Below are 20620 nucleotides of genomic sequence, written 5' to 3'. Positions count from 1 at the left end.
TTCGTGAAGATTTCGTGACATGGTGCAGTCGCGCCGGACCTTCGCTGTCATAGCTCGGTAGTCCACGGGCCCTTGCGCTTCGTGGCCCCGATCGAGCAACGAAACACGAACCCATGGAAGTCCGCATGCAACGCAGCAGCCGCCGCACGGTGTCCCGGCGCAATCCGCCGAACGCGTCCTCTTCTTCTTATTCGTCCGCCGCATTCGCGCAGGTCCGGCTCACGCCGCTGGTGCGCGCCATCGCGCTGCTGCTGGCCGGCGGCGCCGCGTTCGACGGCGCGCAGGCGCAGCAGGCGTTCAGCGGCGCCTGGATGGCGCAGAAGAACATGGCGCAGAGCACCGCGCTCGCCACCGGCCGCCTGCCCAACGGCCTGCCGGCCGCGATGCTCGCGGGGCCGCAGGCGCAGCAGCAGCGTGCGAACGAACAGCTGCAGCAGTCCCTCGGCAACCTGAACCTGGCGGCGCGCGCCATCGCGGCGCAGCAGTCGGCGCAGGCCGCGGCGCGCGCCGCCGCGCAGCACGACCCGTCGGTGCCCGACGGCCTGGCCGAAGGCGGCCTGAAGGTCGACACGAACGCGCTCACCGCCGGCTGGCACAACGCGCGCCCGCTCACGCCCGATTCGCAGCGCCAGGCCGCGGGCCGCACCGTGGTCACGGTCGAGCAGACGGCCGACAAGGCGATCCTCAACTGGGAGACCTTCAACGTCGGGCGCAACACCACGGTGAAGTTCGACCAGCAGGCCAGCTGGTCGGTGCTCAACCGCGTGAACGACCCGAAGGCGCGGCCCTCGCAGATCCAGGGGCAGATCCAGGCCGACGGCACGGTGATGGTCGTGAACCGCAACGGCATCGTGTTCAGCGGCAGCAGCCAGGTCGACACGCGCAACCTCGTGGCCGCGGCCGTGGGCATGAGCGACGCGCAGTTCAAGCGAGGCCTGTACAGCGAAACGCGCGGCAGCACCCAGGTGCCGGTGCTGGCCAACGACCTGGTGCTCCACGCCACCGGCGCCACGCACCGCGCGGCCACCGCCGACGTGGTGGTGGAGCCCGGCGCGCGCATCGCCACGCGCCGGCCCACCAGCGTCACCGAGGGCGGCGGCTATGTGCTGCTGGCCGGGCGCGAGGCGCACAACCACGGCAGCATCACGACCGCCAACGGCCAGACCGTGCTGGCCGCCGGCGACGCCTTCGTGATCCGCAAGGGCATGGGCACCGACGGCAACAGCGACTCGAGCACGCGCGGCAACGAGGTCGATCCGCTGCGCCTGGCCGGCAGCGCCGCCGGCCGCGTGCGCAACACCGGCCTGATCGCCGCGCCGACCGGCGACGTGACCCTGGTCGGCAAGACCGTGGAGCAGCAGGGCGTGCTGCTGTCCAGCAGCTCGGTCAACACGCGCGGCACGCTGCACCTGCGGGCGGTGGGCGAAGCGGGCGAGGCGCGCGTCACGCTGGCGCCGCAGAGCACCAGCGCGATCGTGCTGGAGAACGACGGCGCGACCGCGCTCGACGTGCAGCGCGACACCCTGCTGAAGGACTCGATGCGTCTGAGCGACGGCGGCTACAACCGCCGCGACCAGTCGCTGGTGAAGATCGACTCGGCCGGCGACATCGACTTCGACGGCGGCTCGCTCACCCTGGCCACCGGCGGCCAGGTGCAGGCGCGCGCCGAGCGCCGAACGCGGGTGGCCAGCGGCGCCGCCATCGACGTGGCGGGCGCGGTCGGCGTCGGCGTGGCCATGGCGTCGAACAACGTGAAGATCAACGTGCAGGGCAACGAGCAGCGCGATGCGCCGCTCAACCGCGACGGCAAGCGCCTGAACAACCTGGACATGTGGATCGATCGCCGCGATCTCGTGCGCGTGGCGGCCGGCGTCAACGGCTACGTCGGCGAGCGCTGGTACACCGGCGGCGGCCTGCTGGAGGTCGGCGGCTACCTCAACACCGACGGCCACACGGTCGGCGAATGGGCCGCGTCGGGCGGCACGGTGGCCTTTGCCGGCGGCGAGCTGGTCACGCAGCGCGGCTCGCGCATCAACGTGGCCGGCGGCACGCTCGACGTGCAGACCGGCCGGCTGCAGCAGAGCTGGCTCAAGGGCCCCGACGGGCGCCTGTACAACCTGTCGACCGCGCCGGCCGACATCGTCTACACCGGCCTGTACCGCGGCTTCGAGGACGAACACGCGCGCTGGGGCAAGACCACCACCGGCTACTTCTACAACCCGCTGATCGCGCCGCGCGAGCGGCTGGAAAACGGCTACACCGTGGGCCGCGATGCCGGTCAGGTGCAGGTCGGCACGCGTGCCGCGGTGCTCGAGGGCGACATCGACGCCACCGTGTTCCAGGGCGAGCGCCAGCAGCGCAAGCGCGATGCGGGACTGGACAGCTACCGCCAGCTGCAGACGGCTGCGCCGCTGGCCGGGCGCCTGGTCATCGGCGGCGTGGCACCGGTCTACGACGCCGCCACCGGCCTGCTGCGCGACAACCCCTCCGCGCGGGTCGACCGCGTCACCTTCGCCGATGCGCCGATCTCGCCCGCCTCGCTGGCCGATGCACTGGCCGCCGGCGAGGCGTTGCCGAAGGAGCTCGCGGGCCATGTGCGCATCGACAGCCAGTGGCTGCAGCGCCAGCGCCTGGGCGGCGTCGTCGCCTATGCGAACGACACGGTGGCGGTGACGTCCGCGCTCGCGGTCGCGCCCGGCGGCAGCATCGCGCTGCACGCGCCCACGGTGGCGGTGGACGCCGACCTGGTCGCGCGCGGCGGCAGCATCGCGCTGGGCGACCTGGTCAGCCGCTTCGCCAGCGCCAACGGCGGCAGCTGGGTCGACATTTCCATTGCCGACGTGCTGCCGGTCGGCTACGCGCCGCGTGTGGCGGTGGGCGAGGGCGTGCGGCTGGATGCGCGCGGCCTGTGGAGCCACATCGCGCAGTCGCCCGATCGCATCGAGGGCCTGCCCTATGTCGATGGCGGGCAAGTCACGCTGCGCAGCACCGGCGATGTGGTGCTCGGTGCGCGCAGCCTCGTCGATGTGTCGGGCGGCGCGGCCCTGCTGGCCGGCAACGAACTGCGCGGCGGCCGCGGCGGCGACGTGACGCTGATGGCGGCCCAGCCCGGCAACGAAGGTGCGGGCCCCGGCACGTTGCGCATGGATGGCGAGGTGCGCGGCCATGGCGTGAAGGGCGGCGGCAAGCTGACGCTGGCCAACGGCGCGGCCATCGGCATCGGCGAACTGCCCGCGGGCGGCGACGGCCAGCTCGCGGCGGGGCGCAGCAGCACCGTGCACCTGCGGCTGGCCGGCGACTACGTGATCGCGGCCGGCAGCGCGATTCCGATGGACTTCGCCGTCACGGTGTCGCGCGCGCTGCCGGGCGAGGCGCTCAAGGAGAGCGTGCAACCCGGCGTCAGCAACGCGCGCACCGTCGTCACCGGCGCCGACTGGGTGGTGCCGCCGGGCACGCAGGCGTTCCTGCTCGACGGCAAGGGCTACGAGCCGGGCCAGACGGTGCCGGCCGGCAGCGTGCTGGCGGCCATCACCCTGCTGGCCCAGGGGTACGTGCTGCCCAAGGACGTGTTCCCCTCGGGCCTGCCGATTCCGCCCAAGACCACGTCGTACAAGGCCGGCACGGTGGCCGCCGCCGACACCGTGATGCCCGCGGGCACGCCGATCGTCGCCGGCACCGCGCTGCCGCGCGCGGTCGCGGTGCAGCCGCTGCTGCGCCTGGACACCGACCTGTTCCACAGCGGCTTCGCGCAATACACGGTGCGCGGCCAGGACGGCGTGGCCGTGGCCGACGGCGCGCGCGTGGAGGTGCGCATGCCGGTGCAGCGCTTCGACCCCGTCGCCGGCGCGCTCGCGCCCACCGGCGCCGACCCGTCCATCGCGCTGCCGCTGTGGATGCCGCCGGTGTACCAGGACGATCCGGTGAAGCAGAAGCTCACCCAGCGCGCCGGCGCCGACCTGACGCTGGAGGCCGGCACGCTCTACCAGCGCGCGCCGCTGGTGGTGGGCGAGGGCGCCCACATCGCGCTCGACCCGGGCCGCACGCTCACGCTGCGCGGCAACGACCAGATCACGGTCGATGGCACGCTCTCGGCCTGGGGCGGGCGCGTCGCGCTGCTGCCGGGCGAGCACGGCATGAGCAACGCACGCAATTTGGCCGACGGCATGCCCAACGCACGCTCGTACTGGATCGGCGAGCATGCGCTGATCGACGTCGCCGCGCGCCCGGTGGTGGCCACCGACGCGCGCGGCCACCGCTACGGCCAGGTGGCCAATGGCGGCACCATCGAGATCGGCGCGCGCCACGTGCTCGATGCCACGCAGGTGGACGCGGCCGATGCCTTCGTGGTGCTGCGCCCCGGCGCGCGGCTGGAGGCCTCGGGCACCTCGGCAACGCTCGACCTGCCGGGCCGTGGCGCGACCGAGGTCGCCAGCCACGGCGGCACTATCGCGCTGAGTTCCTTCCGCGGCCTGTTCCTGGACGGCGACATGCGCGCTGCCGCGGGCGGCGCGGGCGCGGCCGGCGGCATGCTGGCGCTGAATCTGGACACGCCCATCTACGGCCAGGTGGCGCGCTACAACCTGAAGGGCGAGAACGTCGACGACGCAGTGCGCGTGCCGCGCGAGATGCTGCTGGCGCAGGTGCAGGGCCGCAGCGCGGTGGCCGACGCCGCCGGCCTGCGCCCGGGCCAGGCGCACGGCGCGCTGGCCTACGGCACGGCGCGCATCGGCGTCGACCGCATCCACGACGGCGGCTTCGACAACCTGTCGCTGCTCAGCCACGGCATGCTGTCGTTCGACGGCAGCGTCGATCTCTCGCTGGGCCAGAGCCTGCGCCTGACCACCACCGCGCTGGCCCTGGCCGAAGCGTCCGCGCCCGACGTGCGCGTGGCCCTGGCGGCGCCCTACATCCGCCTGGCCGCCAGCGGGCGCACCCAGCCCGACGACTACATCCTGCCCAACCCGGTGCTCGGCTCGCGCAACGCCGGCGGAGGGGCCGGCACGCTGGGCGTGCCGCTGGTGTCGGCCGGCAGTTCGCTGCGGCTGGACGCGCAGCTCATCGACCTGGCGGGCATGGTGCAGCAGGGCGTGCGCGGCACCATCGTGCGCAACGTGCCCGAGGACCTGGTCGTGGAGCGCAACGCGTTCGACCGCACGCTGCTGCGCAGCAGCGGCGACCTGCGCTTCTCGAACAACGCCAGGTTCTACGTGCCGGGCGACCTCACGCTGGCGGCGGCGCAGATCTACCCGGCCACCGGCGACAGCGGGCTGGTGCAGGTCGGCCAGCGCAACGTCATCGACAAGTGGGGCACCCGCCAGGCCGAGATGGACATGAACCGCCGGCTGGTGATCGAGCGCGTGGGCGACACGCCGGCCATGCCGCAGTCGGCCTTCGGTTCGCTCACCTTCCACGCCGCCCACATCGAGCAGCGCGGCGTGCTGCGCGCGCCGCTGGGCGGCATCGCGCTGGGCAGCGTCTTCGGCGACACCTCCACCAGCACCGTGCAACTGCATGCGGGCAGCCTGACCTCGGTCAGCGCCGACGGGCTGCTGATGCCCTACGGCGGCACGCAGGACGGGCTGACCTATCTCTTCAACGGCAAGGACGTGGCCTACCGCGTGCCCGGCGTCGGCCCGGCCATCACGCTGTCCGGCCACGCGGTGGACGTGCGCGAGGGCGCGGTGCTCGACATGTCGGGCGGCGGAACGCTCACCGGCACCGCCTTCCTGGCCGGGCGCGGCGGTTCCACCGACGCGCGCATGCACCCGCTGGTGCAGGTGGGCGCGCAGCGCAAGGGCTTCGTGCTGCCCGGCCTGGCCACCAACCCGGTCTATGCCATCGTGCCGGGCGTGCAGCCGCTGCAGGCGCCGCTCGGCGCCGAGAAGGGCGCGAGCGATCCGGCGCTGGGCCGGCAGATCACCATCGGCGCCGGCGTGCCCGGCCTGCCGCCGGGCCGCTACACGCTGATGCCCTCTACCTACGCGCTGCTGCCCGGCGCCTTCCGCGTCGAGCTCAACGGGCTGGCCGCGCAGGTCGGCGCGCCGGGCAGCGCGACGGCGATGCGCAACGGCTCCTACACCGCGCCCGCGCAGCTGGGCGTGGCCGGCACCGGCATCCACGACGCGCTGCCGCTGCAGGCGGTGTTCACGCCGGGCGACGTGCTGCGCACCTACGCGCAGTACAACGAGACCGGCTATGCCGACTTCGCCGTGGCGCAGGCGCTGCGCGACGGCGTGCCGCGCCCGCTGCTGGAACGCGACGCCAAGGCGCTGCGCTTCCAGTTCGGCCTGAAGGGCACGGCGGGCGAGATGCCCGGCGAACCCGCGCTGCGCTTTGCCGGCACCGCGCGCTACGCCACGGTGGGCGACGGCATGGGCGGCACGGCGCTGGTGCTCGGCGGAACGGCGCGCTCCTTCGAGGTGCTGGGCGACGGCGCCGCGCCCACGCCGGACTTCAAGGGCACCTCGCTGCATGCGCGCGACCTCAATGCCATCGGTGCCGCGCAGCTGGCCATCGGCGGCGCGCCGGCGGGCACCTTCGTGCAGGACGCCACCGCGGCCGATCGGCTGAGGGACGCCAACCGGCTGGGCTTCAGCAGCGCCGCCGAGGGCATCGTGCTGCGCGAGGGCGCGGTGCTGCGCGCGGGCGAGGTGTTCCTGGTCACCGACCGCCGCGACTCGGGCATCACCGTCGAGTCCGGTGCCGGCATCGACACGCTGGGCCGCGGGCCGGCGGCCTGGGACTCGCGCCGCGGCTACATCTACGAGCCGGGCTTGCGCAGCGTGCTGGCGGTGTCCAACGGCTGGATCGACATCCAGCCGCCGTCCGCGTCCAGCGGCGGACAAACGGGCCCCGGCCGCATCGACATCGGCGTGTGCGCCTCCAGCGGCAGCTGCAGCGCCGGCGCGCGGCTGTATTCCGAAGGCACCATCACCGCCGCCACCGACCAGGCCTTCACGCTGGGCGAAAGCACGCGCTACGGCACGCGCAACCTGGTGCTGGCGCTGGGCGGCATCAACGTGGGCGGCGAACGCGCGCTGGGCGATGCCGCTGCGCGCGGCGCGCTGCCGCCGGGCCTGACGCTGAACCAGTCCGTGCTCGACCGCCTGCTGCGCGGCGACACCAGCACCGGCGCACCGGCGCTGGAGAACCTCGTGTTCACCGTGCGCGACGCGGTCAACTTCTTCGGCTCCACGCAGCTGTCGACCATCGACCCCGCCACCGGCCAGTCGACGATTTCGCGCCTGATGCTGACCACGCCCGCGATCTACGGCTGGGGCGATGCCGACAGCGTGGCGCGCATCCACACCGACGTGCTGGTGTGGAACGGCACGCGCACGCCGCCCGGCCTGGTGGCCACCGGGGGCGCGGGCACCGGCAGCGGCCGGCTGCAGATCGACGCCCGGCGCATCGAACTGGGCGCCGCGCGCGACATGCGCGTGGACACCGTGCACGACATGGACCGGCTGGTGCTGGGCTTCGGCGAGGTGCAACTCAATGCGAGCGAACAGGTCACGGCGCGGCAGAAGGGCTCGCTCTCGGTCTACCAGTCGCAGGGCGCGTGGGACGAAGCGGCCAAGGGCTACGTGCGCACGGGCGGCACGCTGCGCATCGACACGCCGCTGTTGACCGGCGAGGCCGGCTCGGTGATGCGCTACACCGCCGGCGGCGACGTGCGCGTGGGCGCGCCGCAAGGCATGCAGCCGGCCACGATGACCGACGCCGAAGCGTCCCGCGCGCTCGGCGCCGAGATCGCCATCGACGGGCGCAGCGTGACGCTCGACACCGCCGTGGTGCTGCCCAGCGGCAAGCTGGTGCTGCGCGCCGAGGGCGACGTGCAGCTGCACGACGGCGCACGGCTGGACCTGGCCGGCCGGCGCCTGCGCTTCTTCGACGTCGACAAGTACAGCTGGGGCGGCGACGTGGAGATCGAAAGCCGCACGGGCAACGTGCGCCAGGCCGCGGGCGCGCAGATCGACCTGTCGGCGCAGAACAACCGCGCCGGCCGGCTGGCCGTCACCGCGCTGGGTGCGGGTGCCGGCCAGGTCGACTTGCTGGGCCGCATCGCCGGCGGCAGCAGCGGCGAGTACGACGCGGGCGGCACGGCGGTGCCCTACGCGGCCGGGCGCATCGACGTGCGCGCGCAGCGCCTGGCCGACTTCGCCGGCCTGAACCGCCGCCTGACCGACGGCGGCGTGGTCGGCGAGCGCAGCTTCCAGTTCAAGCAGGGCGACCTGGTGGTGGGCGACGAGCTGAAGGCGCGCGAGATCAACCTCTCGGTCGACGGCGGCCGCCTCACCGTGGCCGGCACCGTGGACGCCGGCGGCGTGCAGGTCGGCAGCATCCGGCTGGCGGCGCGCGACGGCGTCACCGTTGGCGGCAACGCACTGCTCGACGCGCACGGCACGCGGCTGCGCGTGGACAGCTACGGCCAGGCCATCGAGGCGCCCAACCGCGCCACCATCGAGATCGACAGCGGCCAGGGCCGCCTGGTGCTGGAGAGCGGCGCGCGCATGGACCTGCGCGCCGGCACCGACGGCACGCCGCGCGCCTTCGGCACGGTGGAGCTCAACGCGCCGCGCCTGGGCGGCGCGCGCGGCAACGACATCGACATCGACGCCGGCGGCACGCAGCGCATCGAGGGCGCGCGCACGATCACCGTCAACGGCTTCTTCCGCTACGACGACGCGCCCACGGGCACCGACCCGGACATCAGCGGGCGGCCCTACCAGCGCATCGACCAGGCCTACCTGCAAGCCAAGCACGAGGACAGCACGGCCTTCATGCGCAACGTGCTGGCCAACGGCGCGCTGGTCGACGGCCGGCTGGCCGGCTTGCGCGCGTACGGCGATGCCTTCCACCTGCGCCCTGGCGTGCAGATCGTGAGCCGCACGCCCGATGGCGACCTGCAGATCGACGGCGACCTCGACCTCTCGGGCTTCCGCTACGACAGCCTCAACGCGCGCACGCAGCGCACCGGCGTCTACGGCTCGGGCGAGGCCGGCGCGCTGGTGATGCGCGCGGGCGGCAACCTGAAGATCCACGGCAGCATCAACGACGGCTTCGACACCTCGGCGCTGCCGGCCACGCGCGACGACGACGGCTGGGTGCTGCTGAAAGGGCGCGTGCCCTTCGGCGGCGACGTGGTGGTGCCGCGCGGCGGCGTGGTCACGCTGGCCGAGAACACCTTCCTGCAGCCCGGGCGCGCGCTCAACTTCCAGGCGCCGCTCAAGGCCATGAGCCTGGCGGCCGGCACCGTGCTGCCGGTGCGCGCGGTGCTCACCGAGGGCTACACGCTGCCCGCGGGCACCGTGCTCGGCGGTGCGGTGCGCGATGCGTCCGGCCAGGTCCTTCATCCGGCCGGCACCGTGCTGGCGCAGCCGCTCGTGCTGGGCGCGAACATGCAGCTGGACCCCGGCGTGCGGCTGGCGGGCGCGGCCAAGGTCGGCCCGATGCTGTGGCCGGTCGGCGTGCCGCTGCCGTTCCCCGACGGCGCCGTGCTGGACGTCAACCAGCCGCCGTTCTACCGCTACAACGGCCCGGTGCTGGCGCGCGAGGTGCCGCTGCAGCGCGGCGCCGTCATCCCGGCCGAGACGGTGGTCGTGCTGCCCGGCGGCGCGGCGTCGGTGCGGCTGCGCCTGGCCGACGGCGACGGCAACCAGGGCCGCAACTTCGCCATCGCGCCGATGCTGGCCGAGGGCTCGCAGTCGTGGTCGATGCGCCTGGTGGCCGGTGCCGACACGCAGGCCGCCGACAGCCGCGCGCTGCAGCCGCGCGGGCCGCAGCGCGACCTGCTGCTGGCCGACACGCACTACGGCAACGCCTTCACGAAGCAACTGGTCTCCGGCGGCAAGGTGTGGTCCTGGAACCAGCAGGCGGCCGACGAAGGCTGGGGCAGCTTGGGCAGCATCCTCACGCCGGAGGAGGTGTCCTGGGGCATGTGCGACATCGGCTACTGCGACCTGGTCTCCGAGACCCCCGAGGTCTGGGACTTCAAGTCCTACCCCGTGCGCCAGCCGCTGTTCAGCGTGCTGCGCACCGGCACCGGCGACCTGGACCTGCTGGCCGGCAACGACTTCACGCAGCGCTCGCCCTACGGCATCTACACCGCCGGCACCCGCGCCGCGGCGCGCGCGGACGACGCCGACTTCCACCTGCCGCGCGCCAAGGGCCCGCAAGGCACGGTGCTCAACGGCGGCTACGACATCTTCGAGCAGTTCGTCGACAGCCAGAGCCTGTACCGCGCCTGGTACCCCGACCACGGCGGCAACCTGCGCATGCGCGTGCAGGGCGATGCGCGCGGCGACACCATCGGCGTGCGCGGCAACATGCGCCGCACCACCGACGAACTGGGCGTGTTCCGCAAGCAGATGCCCAGCGCCATGCTCGGCAACTGGCTGTGGCGCCAGGGCACCGGCAGCGTGGTGCCGGGCGCCGAGGGCGTGCCCACCGCGTGGTGGATCAACTTCGGCAGCTACGTCGCGGGCCACGAAGGCACGACCTACGACCTCGGCGGCCTCTGGCCCTACCTGGTGGGCTTCACCGGCATCGGCACGCTGGGCGGCGGCAACCTGGTGTTCGAGACCGGCGGCAACGCCGGGATGATGGAGCAGATGGGCGACCACAGCGCCACCTACGTGGCACGCAGCCAGGGCCTGCATCTCGCCGTGGGCAGCACCGGCCGCGTGACGCGCGCGGGCGAGCTGCTGCTGACCGGCGGCGGCGACCTGGACGTGCGCATCGGCGGCACGCTGAACCCGGCGCCCGAGGTGCGCGCAGTGCCCGCCAGCACCACCTGGCAGGCCGGCAGCCTCCAGCGCTACGACCGCATGCGGCTGGACCTGAACGGGGTCTTCGCCAACCTGCGCGGCGCGCTGCGGCTGGAAAGCGGCGCGGTGGGCGGCATCGAGCTGGACTTCGGCACGCCCGGCCCGAAGGACTCGCGCGCGCTCAGCCCCTACGTCGCCGGTTCGTCGATCGCCTCGGGCGGCCCGGTGCTGATTCCCGGCGATGCCGGCGTGCGGCTCGATGCGCGCGGCGATCTGGTGCTGGGCGGCGTGGCCGATCCGGGTCGCGTGCCCACGCTCACGCACGGCACGCCCTTCAGCGCCAACGGCACGCAGCACCCGGGCGAGGGCTGGACCTGGTTCTCGCTGTGGACGCCGTCGACCGCGATCGACCTGTTCAGCGCCGGCGGCAACCTCACGCCGACGCTGGGCTGGACCGACCTGGGCGATCGCACCAACCACCAGGCGACCGACGGCCGCTTCGTCTACCCGGCGGTGCTGCGCGCGCTGGCGGCCAGCGGCAGCCTGTACTACGGCAGCGCGAGCTCGGGCGTGCGCGACGAATCGAGCAACGGGCCGGTGCTGTCGCCCTGGAGCCTCACGCTGGCGCCGTCGCCGGTCGGCCCGCAGTACGCGGTGAAGCGCACCGCGCAGCTGGAGCTGCTGGCGCGCGACTCCATTCACGCGGCGGGCTACACCATCACGCCCTCGGGCGCCGATCCGTCGCGGCTGGTGGACCCGTTCCAGCCGGGCTTCGCCGCGCTGGGCGGCGAACTCTGGTACGGCCGCGAGCTGATCCACAACACGGCCGCCGACGCGCTGCTGCCCTCCATTGCACTGGACGGCCAGAATTCGTGGCTGCGCTTTCCGCTGTTCACGCTCACCTCGCCCAGCGTGGCCGACGTGGCGCCGGCGGGCCAGCCGCCGTCGCGCTTCTACGCGCTGGAGGGCGACATCGTGGGCCTGCGCACCGGCTCGATCGTCTACCGCGGCTCCAACACCGGCGTGGCGACGCCGAACGGGCTCTGGTACGAAGGCGCCGGCCCGGTGGCGATCCGCGCCGGGCGCGACATCGTCGGCGCCGGCACCGCGCTGGGCGAGGTCGATCTGGTGCCGTCGGAGGGCGCGGGCTGGCGCGGGCGCGATTTTCCCGGCCGACCGGAACTGCCGCCGCAGCCGCAGACGCTGAACGCCGCCTCGGCGCGCGGCAACCTGATCGTGCACCGCCACGCCGACGACGTGTCGGTGGTGGAGGCCGGGCGCGACATCCGCAACAGCAGCTTCCACATCGCCGGCCCCGGCGAGCTGGTACTGAGCGCCGGGCGCGAGCTGTACATGGCCGACAAGGGCGAACTCAAGAGCCTGGGCGCCATCGTCAACGTGAAGCCGGGCGACCGCAGCAGCGGCGCCGGCATCTCGGTGGCGGTGGGCGTGGGCCGCGACGGGCCGGACTGGGCCGGCTTTGCCGCGCGCTACCTCGATCCCAAGCGCCGCGCCGCGAGCGGCCAGCCCTTCGCCGACCAGCCCGGCACCGCGCTGTACAGCTACGGCGGCGAGCTCACGCTGGCCGGCTGGCTGTCGCAGCAGTTCGGCTACGGCGGCGACGAGGCCGGCGCCGATGCCTACCTGAAGCGCAAGCAGGCCGAGATCGACGGCCAGCGCAGCGAAGGCGGCGGCAGCACGCGCCGCGACCTGGTGCGCGAGTTCGGCCTGGCCGAAGGCCTGCACCTGGTGAACTGGCTGCGCGATCGCTTCGGCGGGCGCAACAGCCAGGGCCGCCACTTCGACGCCGCCACCATGGACGCGCAGGCCTTCTTCGCCGCGCTGCCGCCCGAGCAGCAGCAGGTGTACCTGCGCAACGTGTACTTCGCCGAGCTGCGCGCCGGCGGGCGCGAGTACAACGAGGAGGGCGGTCCGCGCCGGGGCAGCTACCTGCGCGGGCGCGAGGCCATCGCCACGCTGTTCCCCGCGCAGGGCGCCGACGGCAGCGCGCGCCGCTACCAGGGCGACCTGACCATGTTCAGCAGCGCCAACTACTACGCGAGCAGCTCGGACCCGTTCACCAAGCGCCCGCAGGCCGGCAAGAGCTATCTGCGGCGCGATGCCTGGACGGCCGCCGGCCGGCCCAGCGACATCGGCGTGTACGACGCGCTCGATGCCGGCATCCACACCAACTTCGGCGGCAACGTGAACATCCTCGTGCCGGGCGGGCGCACGCTGGTGGGGGTGGACGGCGGCTTCGTGCCGGGCGAGGGCTCGGGCGTGCTGACGCAGGGCGCGGGCGAGGTGCAGATCTACTCGCTGGACAGCATCCTGCTGGGCCAGAGCCGCATCTTCACCACCTTCGGCGGCGGCATCCTGGCCTGGTCGGCACAGGGCGACATCAACGCCGGGCGGGGCTCCAAGTCGACCGTGGTCTACACGCCGCAGCGGCGCCTGTACGACGACGCCGGCAACGTCAGCCTGTCGCCGACCACGCCCAACACCGGCGCCGGCATCGCCACGCTGAACCCGATCCCCGAGGTGCCGCCGGGCGACATCGACCTGATCGCGCCGCTGGGCACCATCGACGCGGGCGAGGCGGGCATCCGCGTGTCGGGCAACGTGAACCTGGCGGCGCTGCGCGTGGCCAATGCCGAGAACATCCAGGTGCAGGGCAAGTCCACCGGCGTCCCGGTGGTGGCGGCGGTGAACGTGGGCGCGCTCACCAACGCCAGCGCCGCCGCCTCGCAGGCCGCCACCGCGGCGCAGGACGCCGTGCAGCGCGACCGCGCGGCCCAGCGCCAGGCGCTGCCCTCGGTGTTCACGGTGCGCGTGCTCGGCTTCGGCAACGAGCCCGCGGGTGGCGAGGGCGGTGGCAACGGTGCCGGCCGCGAGCGCAGCGGCGCGGCCTACGACCCCAAGGGCGTGGTGCAGGTGCTCGGCGCGGGCGCGCTCACGACCGCGCAGATGCAGTCGCTGACGCCGGGCGAGCAGCGGGGGCTGAAACGCTGAGGCGCTGAACCTTTGCGCTACCCGCGCCGGCGAAAAAAACACAAGGGCCTCCCATGCGGAGGCCCTTCTTCTTATGTGCGCGAAACCCGCCGCGCCGGACCTCGTGCCGATTTCTTGATGAAGTTTTCGTGACAAACGACAGTCGCCGCGCACGCCGTGCGTCTAGGTATCGGTACGCAGCAGCGACATGAAGGCTCTCCACCATGAGCCGCTGCCACGCGAGCTTCATCCTTGAGAACCGAGCTGTAAATGCATGACATGAAGAAGAACGCCCCACCGACCTGCTGGAGAGCGGTGTGGCTGGCGGTGATGGCGATCGGTGCCCCGGTGGCAGCGTTCGCACAAGCACCTGCCGCTGTCTCCACGCCGGCCGCGACCTCGGCCACCCCACCGGCCGCACCCGCGGCCACCGAACCGGCCCGCAAGGTCGACATCGCCGAATACATCGTGCGCGGCAACACCGTGCTGGACGCCCGCGCCATCGAGAAGGCGGTCACGCCCTTCCTCGGCCCCGAGCGCACGCTCAAGGACGTGGAGGGCGCGCGCGACGCGCTGCTCGCGGCCTACCAGGCGGCGGGCTACCAGTCGGTGTACGTCGACCTGCCCGAACAGCAGGTCACGCAGGGCGTGGTGTTCCTGCAGGTCAACGAGACCCGCGTGGGCCGCGTGCGCGTGGTGGGCGCCGAGTACAACTCGCCGCTCGACGTGCGCGACCAGGTGCCGGCGCTGAAGGAGGGCGGCGTGCCCGACTTCAACAAGGCCCAGGCCGAGCTCACCGCGCTCAACCGCAGCCCCAAGCGCCAGGTGATGCCGCTGGTGCGACCGGGTGCGATGCCGGGCACGATGGACGTCGACCTGAAGGTCGAGGACCAGAGCCCGTGGCGCGCCAGCGTGGGCCTGAACAACGACTACAGCGCCGACACGCGCAAGCTGCGCGCCAGCGCCTCGCTGGGCCACGACAACCTCTGGCAGATGGGCCACAGCGCCTCCATCAGCTTCTTCGGCGCGCCGCAGGACCTGAACCAGACGCAGGTGTTCTCGGCCTCGTACAACGCGCCGCTCAAGGGCACGAACTGGAGCCTGGAAGCCAACGCCTTCGTGTCCGACAGCAACGTGGCCACCGTGGGCGGCACCACCGTGCTGGGCAAGGGCCACTCCATCGGCCTGAAGGCCACCTACACGGTGCCCAACACCGGCAACTGGTGGCATGCCTTCAGCGTGGGCGTCGACTTCAAGAACAACAAGGAAGCGCTGACGCTCAAGGGCAGCGGCGACACCGTGCCGCTCAAGTACGCGCCGATCACGCTGTCGTACTCGGGCTTCCGCCAGACCGACAAGAGCCAGTACGGCGTGGGCGTGTCGCTGGTGGCGGGCACCAGCAGCTCGTTCAAGTACGGCAGCGACTGGGCGGCCTTCGACTACAAGCGCTACAAGGCTTCGCCCAGCTTCATGGTGCTGAAGACCGATCTCAACGGCGCGCACAGCTTCGAGGGCGGCACGCAGGTGGCCTTCCGCGTCAACGCACAGATGACCGATTCGCCGCTCGTCTCGAGCGAGCAGATCGCCGCGGGCGGCATGAACTCGGTGCGCGGCTATCTGTCGGCCGAGGCCACCGGCGACTACGGCGTGGTCGGCTCGGTCGAGCTGCGCAGCAAGCCGCTCGCCTTCCTGGGCAGCACCGTCGAGAACTGGCGCGTGTACGCCTTCGCCGATGCCGCGCGGCTGCGCCTGAAGAGCCCGCTGCCCGAGCAGGCCGAGCGCTTCTCGCTGTATTCGGTGGGCGTGGGCACGACCTTCAAGGTGGGCACGTATTTCTCGGGCCGCGTCGACATCGGCTATCCGCTGGTCGACGGGCCGCGCACCAAGAAGCACGACACGCAGGTGAATTTCAGCATCACCGCGAGCTACTGACCGAACGAACGACCGACGGCAACAGCCATTCCTCTTTTCGATTTTTTTCTCATTCCACGAGCTTTCCGGAGAACCCTGTCATGCGACGACTTCTTTTCATCGCGCTCACGCTGCTGAGCACGCTCCTGCCGGGCCTGGCCCATGCCTGGTGGCAGGCCGAATGGGCCTACCGCAAACCCGTCACCATCGACGGCGGCCCGCAGGCCGGCGCCATCGGCGGCGATGCCGGCCGCGTGCCGGTGCTGGTGCGCCTGCACACGGGCAACTTCAAGTTCGAGGGCGTGAGCGAGACCGGCGCCGACCTGCGCTTTGTCGCGGGTGACGACAAGACCGTGCTCAACCACCAGATCGAGCAGTTCGATCCGCTGCTGGGCATCGCGCTGATCTGGGTCGACGTGCCCAACGTCTCGGCCGGCACGCCGCAAAAGCTGTGGATGTACTACGGCAACCCCAAGGCCCCGGCCTCGGGCAACGGCCAGCGCAGCTTCGACCCCGACTACACGCTGGTCTACCACTTCGCCGAAGGCGCGGTGCCGCCGCGCGACACCACCGCCTACGGCAACAACGGCCAGACCGCGGCGGTGCCCGTCGAAGGCACGATCATCGGCAAGGGCGCCCAGCTCGGCAACGGCGCGCTGATGCTGCCCGCCACGCCCTCGCTGGCCGTGACGGCCGGCGGCACGCTGACCTTCTCGGCCTGGATCAAGCCCGATTCGCTCGGCGCGCGCCAGGCGATCTATGCGCGCCGCGACGGCGCCGGCGAGCTCGTGGTCGGCATCGACCAGGGCGTGCCCTTCGTGCAGGTGAACGGCCAGCGCAGCACGCCCGGCCAGCCGGTGCAGGCCGGCCAGTGGGCGCACCTGGCGGTGAAGGCCGAGGGCGACAGCGTCGCGCTGTATGTGGGCGGCCGTCCGGCCGTGTCGCTGGCGGCGAAGCTGCCCGCGCTGAACACCGCCGCCGCGCTCGGTGCCGATGCACCGGCTGCCGCGCCCGCTGCATCGGGCGCTGCACCCGTGGCCGGCTTTGCGCCGTTCACCGGCGCGATCGACGAAGTGCGCCTGTCGAAGGTCGCACGCCCCGACGCGCTGCTGCTGGCCGATGCCGTGTCGCAAGGCGCCGAGTCGCGCCTGGCCGCGTTCGGCCCCGACGAGCAGCAGGCCGGCAAGAGCCACTTCGGCTTCATCCTGGCCGCGATGCCGCTGGACGCGTGGATCGTGGTGGGCCTGCTGGGCCTGATGATGGCGCTGTCGTGGGCCATCATGATCGGCAAGGGCCGCAACTTCGGCGCCACCTCGCGCGCCAACGCCACCTTCATCGAGCACTTCCGCGAAGCCGCGGGCGCACCGCTGGACCGCCTGGCCACCAACAACACGGTGCCGCAGGAAGTGCGTGCCGATTCCTCGCTGTGGCGCCTGTACGAAGTGGCCATCGAGGAGATGCGCCGCCGCCATGACCGCGGCTACGACCTGAACGCCGTGTCGGCCTCCACCATCGGCGCCATCCGCGCCGCGATGGACGGCGTGATGGTGCGCGAGACCGAGCGCATGTCCAAGCGCATGAACTGGCTCTCGACCACCATCGAAGGCGCGCCGTACGTGGGCCTCTTTGGCACCGTGATCGGCATCATGCTGGTGTTCGTGGTGGCGGCCATGGCCGGCGCCGTGGACATCAACTCGGTGGCGCCCGGCATGGCCGCCGCGCTGCTGTGTACCGCCGCCGGCCTGGGCGTCGCGATCCCTGCGCTGTTCGGCTACAACTGGCTGGCCTCGCGCTCGGACGCCATCGGCGCCGACATGGCCGTGTTCGTCGACGAGTTCGTCACGCGCCTGGCCGAAGAGCAGGGCGAAGGCCGCTCGCTGCCGGTGGCCGTGCAGGCGCGCCGCGCCTGAGGACCGCGCACCATGGCAAACACAGCCGCGAAGTTCGCCGTGCGCAAGCGCACGGGCGGCATCAACATCACGCCCTTCGTCGACGTGCTGCTGGTGGTGCTGGTGATCTTCATCCTCACCAGCAACGCCAGCATCCCGGGCATCAAGGTCGACCTGCCCAAGGCCAGCGCCTCGGTGGCGCTGGAGAAGCCCAAGACCAAGGCCATCACGATCGACAACGCGGGCAACGTGTTCCTGGACGCCTACCCGGTCACGCTGCCCGAGCTCGAGGAGCGCCTGCGCACCGAGAAGGCGCTGTCGCCCGACTTTCCCGTGATCGTGCGCGGCGATGCCAGCGTGCAGTACGCGAAAGTGGTCGACGTGCTCGACCTGCTGCGCCGCATCGAGCTGAACCAGATCGGCCTCGTGACCGGCAAGCAGAAGTGAGGACCGGAGCGTGAACCCTCGCGACCCGATTTCTTCTGCCTTGCCTGCGCCGCGCTCCAGCGGCACGGGTGGAACGGCCGCGCTGTGGCGCCGCTGGGGTGGGGTGGTCATCGGCCTGGCGATCGTCGTGGCGCTGGCGCTGCTCGTGTGGCGGCTCCTGTCCGACACCGCGAGCCAGAAGCGCGTGGTGGCCGACGCACCCACGCTGATGCTGCCGCCGCCCCCGCCTCCGCCGCCCGAACCCGAGAAGCTGCCCGAGCCCGAGCCGGAAAAGATCAAGCCCGAAGTGGTCGAGCCCGAGCCCAAGCCGGTCGAGCCGCTGGAAGCGCCGAAGGACGACGCGCCGCCCAGCCCCTCGAAAGACCTGGGCGACCCGGTGACCATGGACAGCGCCGGCCAGGCCGGCAACGACGCTTTCGGCATCCAGGCCGGCAGCGGCGGCGGCATGAGCGGCACCGGCGCCGGCGGCGGCCTGGGCAGCGGCTCGTACGCGCGCTACGTGTCGAGCATGTTGCAGCAGGCGCTGTCGCGCGATCCGCGCACGCGCCAGCTGGTGTTCGACGACATCCAGATCGACCTGTGGCTCGGCGCCGACGGCAAGACCACGCGCGCCCAGCTGGTGCGCGGCACCGGCACCGAGGACATCGACGAGGCCGTGCTGGCGCTGGTGCGCGGGCTCGATCGCGTCGACGAACGTCCGCCGGCCTCGATGCGCTTTCCGATGCGCGTGTCGATGAAAGGCCGCCGGCCATGACTTTCCACACCTGTACGGCCGACGCCCGGCCCGACTCCTTTCCTCCAGTGAACGAAGCGATGAACACCCTGCACAACACCCTCCCGCGCCGGGGCGCGATGCCGGCCCTGCGCCAGTGCGCGCTCGCGGCGGCCGTGGCCTCCGCCTTCGTGCTGTCGGCCGGCACCGCCATGGCCCAGACCGCCGCCGCGCCCGCGGGCGAATCCGCCATGGTCAAGCTGATCCGCGGCCTCATTCAAAGCGGCACGCTCGCCAAGGACGTGGGCGAAGCGCTGCTGGCGCAGGCCCAGACCGAAGCCATCGCCGCGCAGCAGGCGCAGCGCCAGGCGGCCGTGTCGGCCACCGCCGCATCGGCCACCGTCGCGGGCGGCATGCGCCTCGAAGCGGGCGACGTGCGTGTGCCCTACATCTCGCAGACCGTGCGCGACCAGATCCGCGACGAAGTCAAGGCGCAGGTCATGGCCCAGGCCAAGGACGAAGGCTGGGCCGCGCCCAACGAGACGCCCGAGTGGAGCAAACGCATCCGCTTCGAAGGCGACGTGCGCGTGCGCAACGAGTCGCGCAGCTACGCCGGCAACAACAGCGACATCGAGATCAACTGGCCCTCGCTCAACCAGGGCAGCGGCTACGACGTCAACCCGAACACCAACCTGTCGCTGCCGTCGATCCTGAACACGCGCCAGGACCGCCGCAACCTGTTCCGTGCCCGCGCACGCGTGGGCCTGCTGGCCGACCTGTCGGAGAACACCAAGGCCGGCGTGCGCCTGGCCTCGGGCAGCGACGAAAGCCCCGTCTCGACCACCACCACGCTGGGCGGTGGCCTGGGCAAGAAGAGCGTGTGGCTCGACCAGATGTGGATCTCGCACAAGCCGACCGACTGGCTCACCGTGACCGGCGGTCGGTTTGCCAACCCCTTCATGTCGACCGACCTGCTGTATTCGAGCGACCTGAACTTCGACGGCATTGCCGCGCAGTTCGACAAGAAGCTCGCTTCGAACCGCGACCTCTCGCTGTTCGGCACGCTGGGCCTCATTCCGCTCGAGTACTCGGCGGACGGTTCGCCCACGCGCAGCCAGCGCAAGATGAAGAGCGAGAACAAGTGGCTGCTCGGCGCGCAGGTGGGCGCCGACTGGAAGATCAACGAAGACAACCGCGTGCGCGGCGCGCTGGCGTACTACAACTTCCGCAACGTCAGCGGCCAGGTCTCCGAGCCCTGCGCGCTGTACGCGGGCGCCGACGGCTGCAGCACCGACTGGTCGCGCCCGGCCTTCATGCAGAAGGGCAATACGCTCATGCTGCTGCGCGACATCTCGCTCGACCCGCTCAACCCGGCCGGCACGCCGCAGCCGCAGTACGTGGGCTTGGCCTCGAAGTTCCGCCTGATCGACCTGAACCTGCGCTGGGACACCCAGGTGGCCGGCAACAACCTGCGCCTGGACGCCAACTTCGTGCGCAACACCGCCTACGACGCCAACGACATCTGGAAGCGCGGCGGCATCCGCGGCGCCATCGTGAACAACTTCGGCCCGACCGGCGGCACCACCCAGTCCGACTTCAAGAGCGGCGGCAACGCCTACATGCTGCAGGCCACCTACGGCAAGCCGGCACCGGCCGCACGCGGCGACTGGAACGTGCTCGCGGGCTACAAGCGCATCGAGCCCGACGCCATGCCCGACGGCTACAACGATTCGAGCTTCCACGGCGGCGGCACCAATGCGCGCGGCTACTTCCTGGGCGGCTCGTACGCGATCGACAAGAACATGTGGTTCACCGGCCGCTGGATCTCGACCAAGGAGGTCTACGGCCCGCCGCTGTCGATCGACACCCTGCAGCTCGAATTCAATGCGCGTTTCTAAGAA

Annotated in this window: 6 protein-coding genes; all 6 read left to right on the top strand. The window is 72.1% G+C overall.

Annotation, left to right across the window (positions count from 1 at the left end):
* Positions 1–125: 125 nt before the first annotated feature.
* The 6 genes from ACAM42_RS21395 (at position 126) to ACAM42_RS21370 (ending at position 20617) form a co-directional block, all read left to right on the top strand.
* Positions 126–13781 carry a filamentous haemagglutinin family protein gene (locus ACAM42_RS21395; protein ID WP_369629312.1) on the top strand — a complete coding sequence of 4552 codons (13656 nt, stop codon included), beginning with the start codon at positions 126–128 and terminating at the stop codon, positions 13779–13781.
* A 258-nt stretch (positions 13782–14039) separates the two neighbouring features.
* Positions 14040–15692, top strand: a complete 1653-nt coding sequence (locus tag ACAM42_RS21390; protein WP_369629311.1) for a ShlB/FhaC/HecB family hemolysin secretion/activation protein — start codon at positions 14040–14042, stop codon at positions 15690–15692.
* An 80-nt stretch (positions 15693–15772) separates the two neighbouring features.
* Positions 15773–17581 (top strand): DUF2341 domain-containing protein, encoded by a 1809-nt coding sequence (locus ACAM42_RS21385; protein WP_369629310.1) that lies wholly within the window; start codon positions 15773–15775, stop codon positions 17579–17581.
* A 12-nt stretch (positions 17582–17593) separates the two neighbouring features.
* Entirely contained in the window at positions 17594–18007 is a 414-nt protein-coding gene (locus tag ACAM42_RS21380) for a biopolymer transporter ExbD (protein WP_062474100.1), read from the top strand.
* 10 nt (positions 18008–18017) lie between these two features.
* Positions 18018–18761, top strand: a complete 744-nt coding sequence (locus ACAM42_RS21375) for a hypothetical protein (RefSeq protein WP_253252342.1) — start codon at positions 18018–18020, stop codon at positions 18759–18761.
* The gene (locus tag ACAM42_RS21370; RefSeq protein ID WP_369629309.1) at positions 18758–20617 is read left to right on the top strand and encodes a putative porin; all 1860 of its coding nucleotides are present in this window, start codon (positions 18758–18760) and stop codon (positions 20615–20617) included. The genes ACAM42_RS21375 and ACAM42_RS21370 overlap by 4 nt, the downstream gene beginning before the upstream one ends.
* Positions 20618–20620 lie beyond the last annotated feature (3 nt).

The organism is Variovorax sp. V35 (genome assembly GCF_041154465.1).
Taxonomy (GTDB): domain Bacteria; phylum Pseudomonadota; class Gammaproteobacteria; order Burkholderiales; family Burkholderiaceae_C; genus Variovorax; species Variovorax boronicumulans.
Note: the sequence above shows the minus strand (reverse complement) of the source record. Positions and strands in the feature narration are given on the sequence as shown.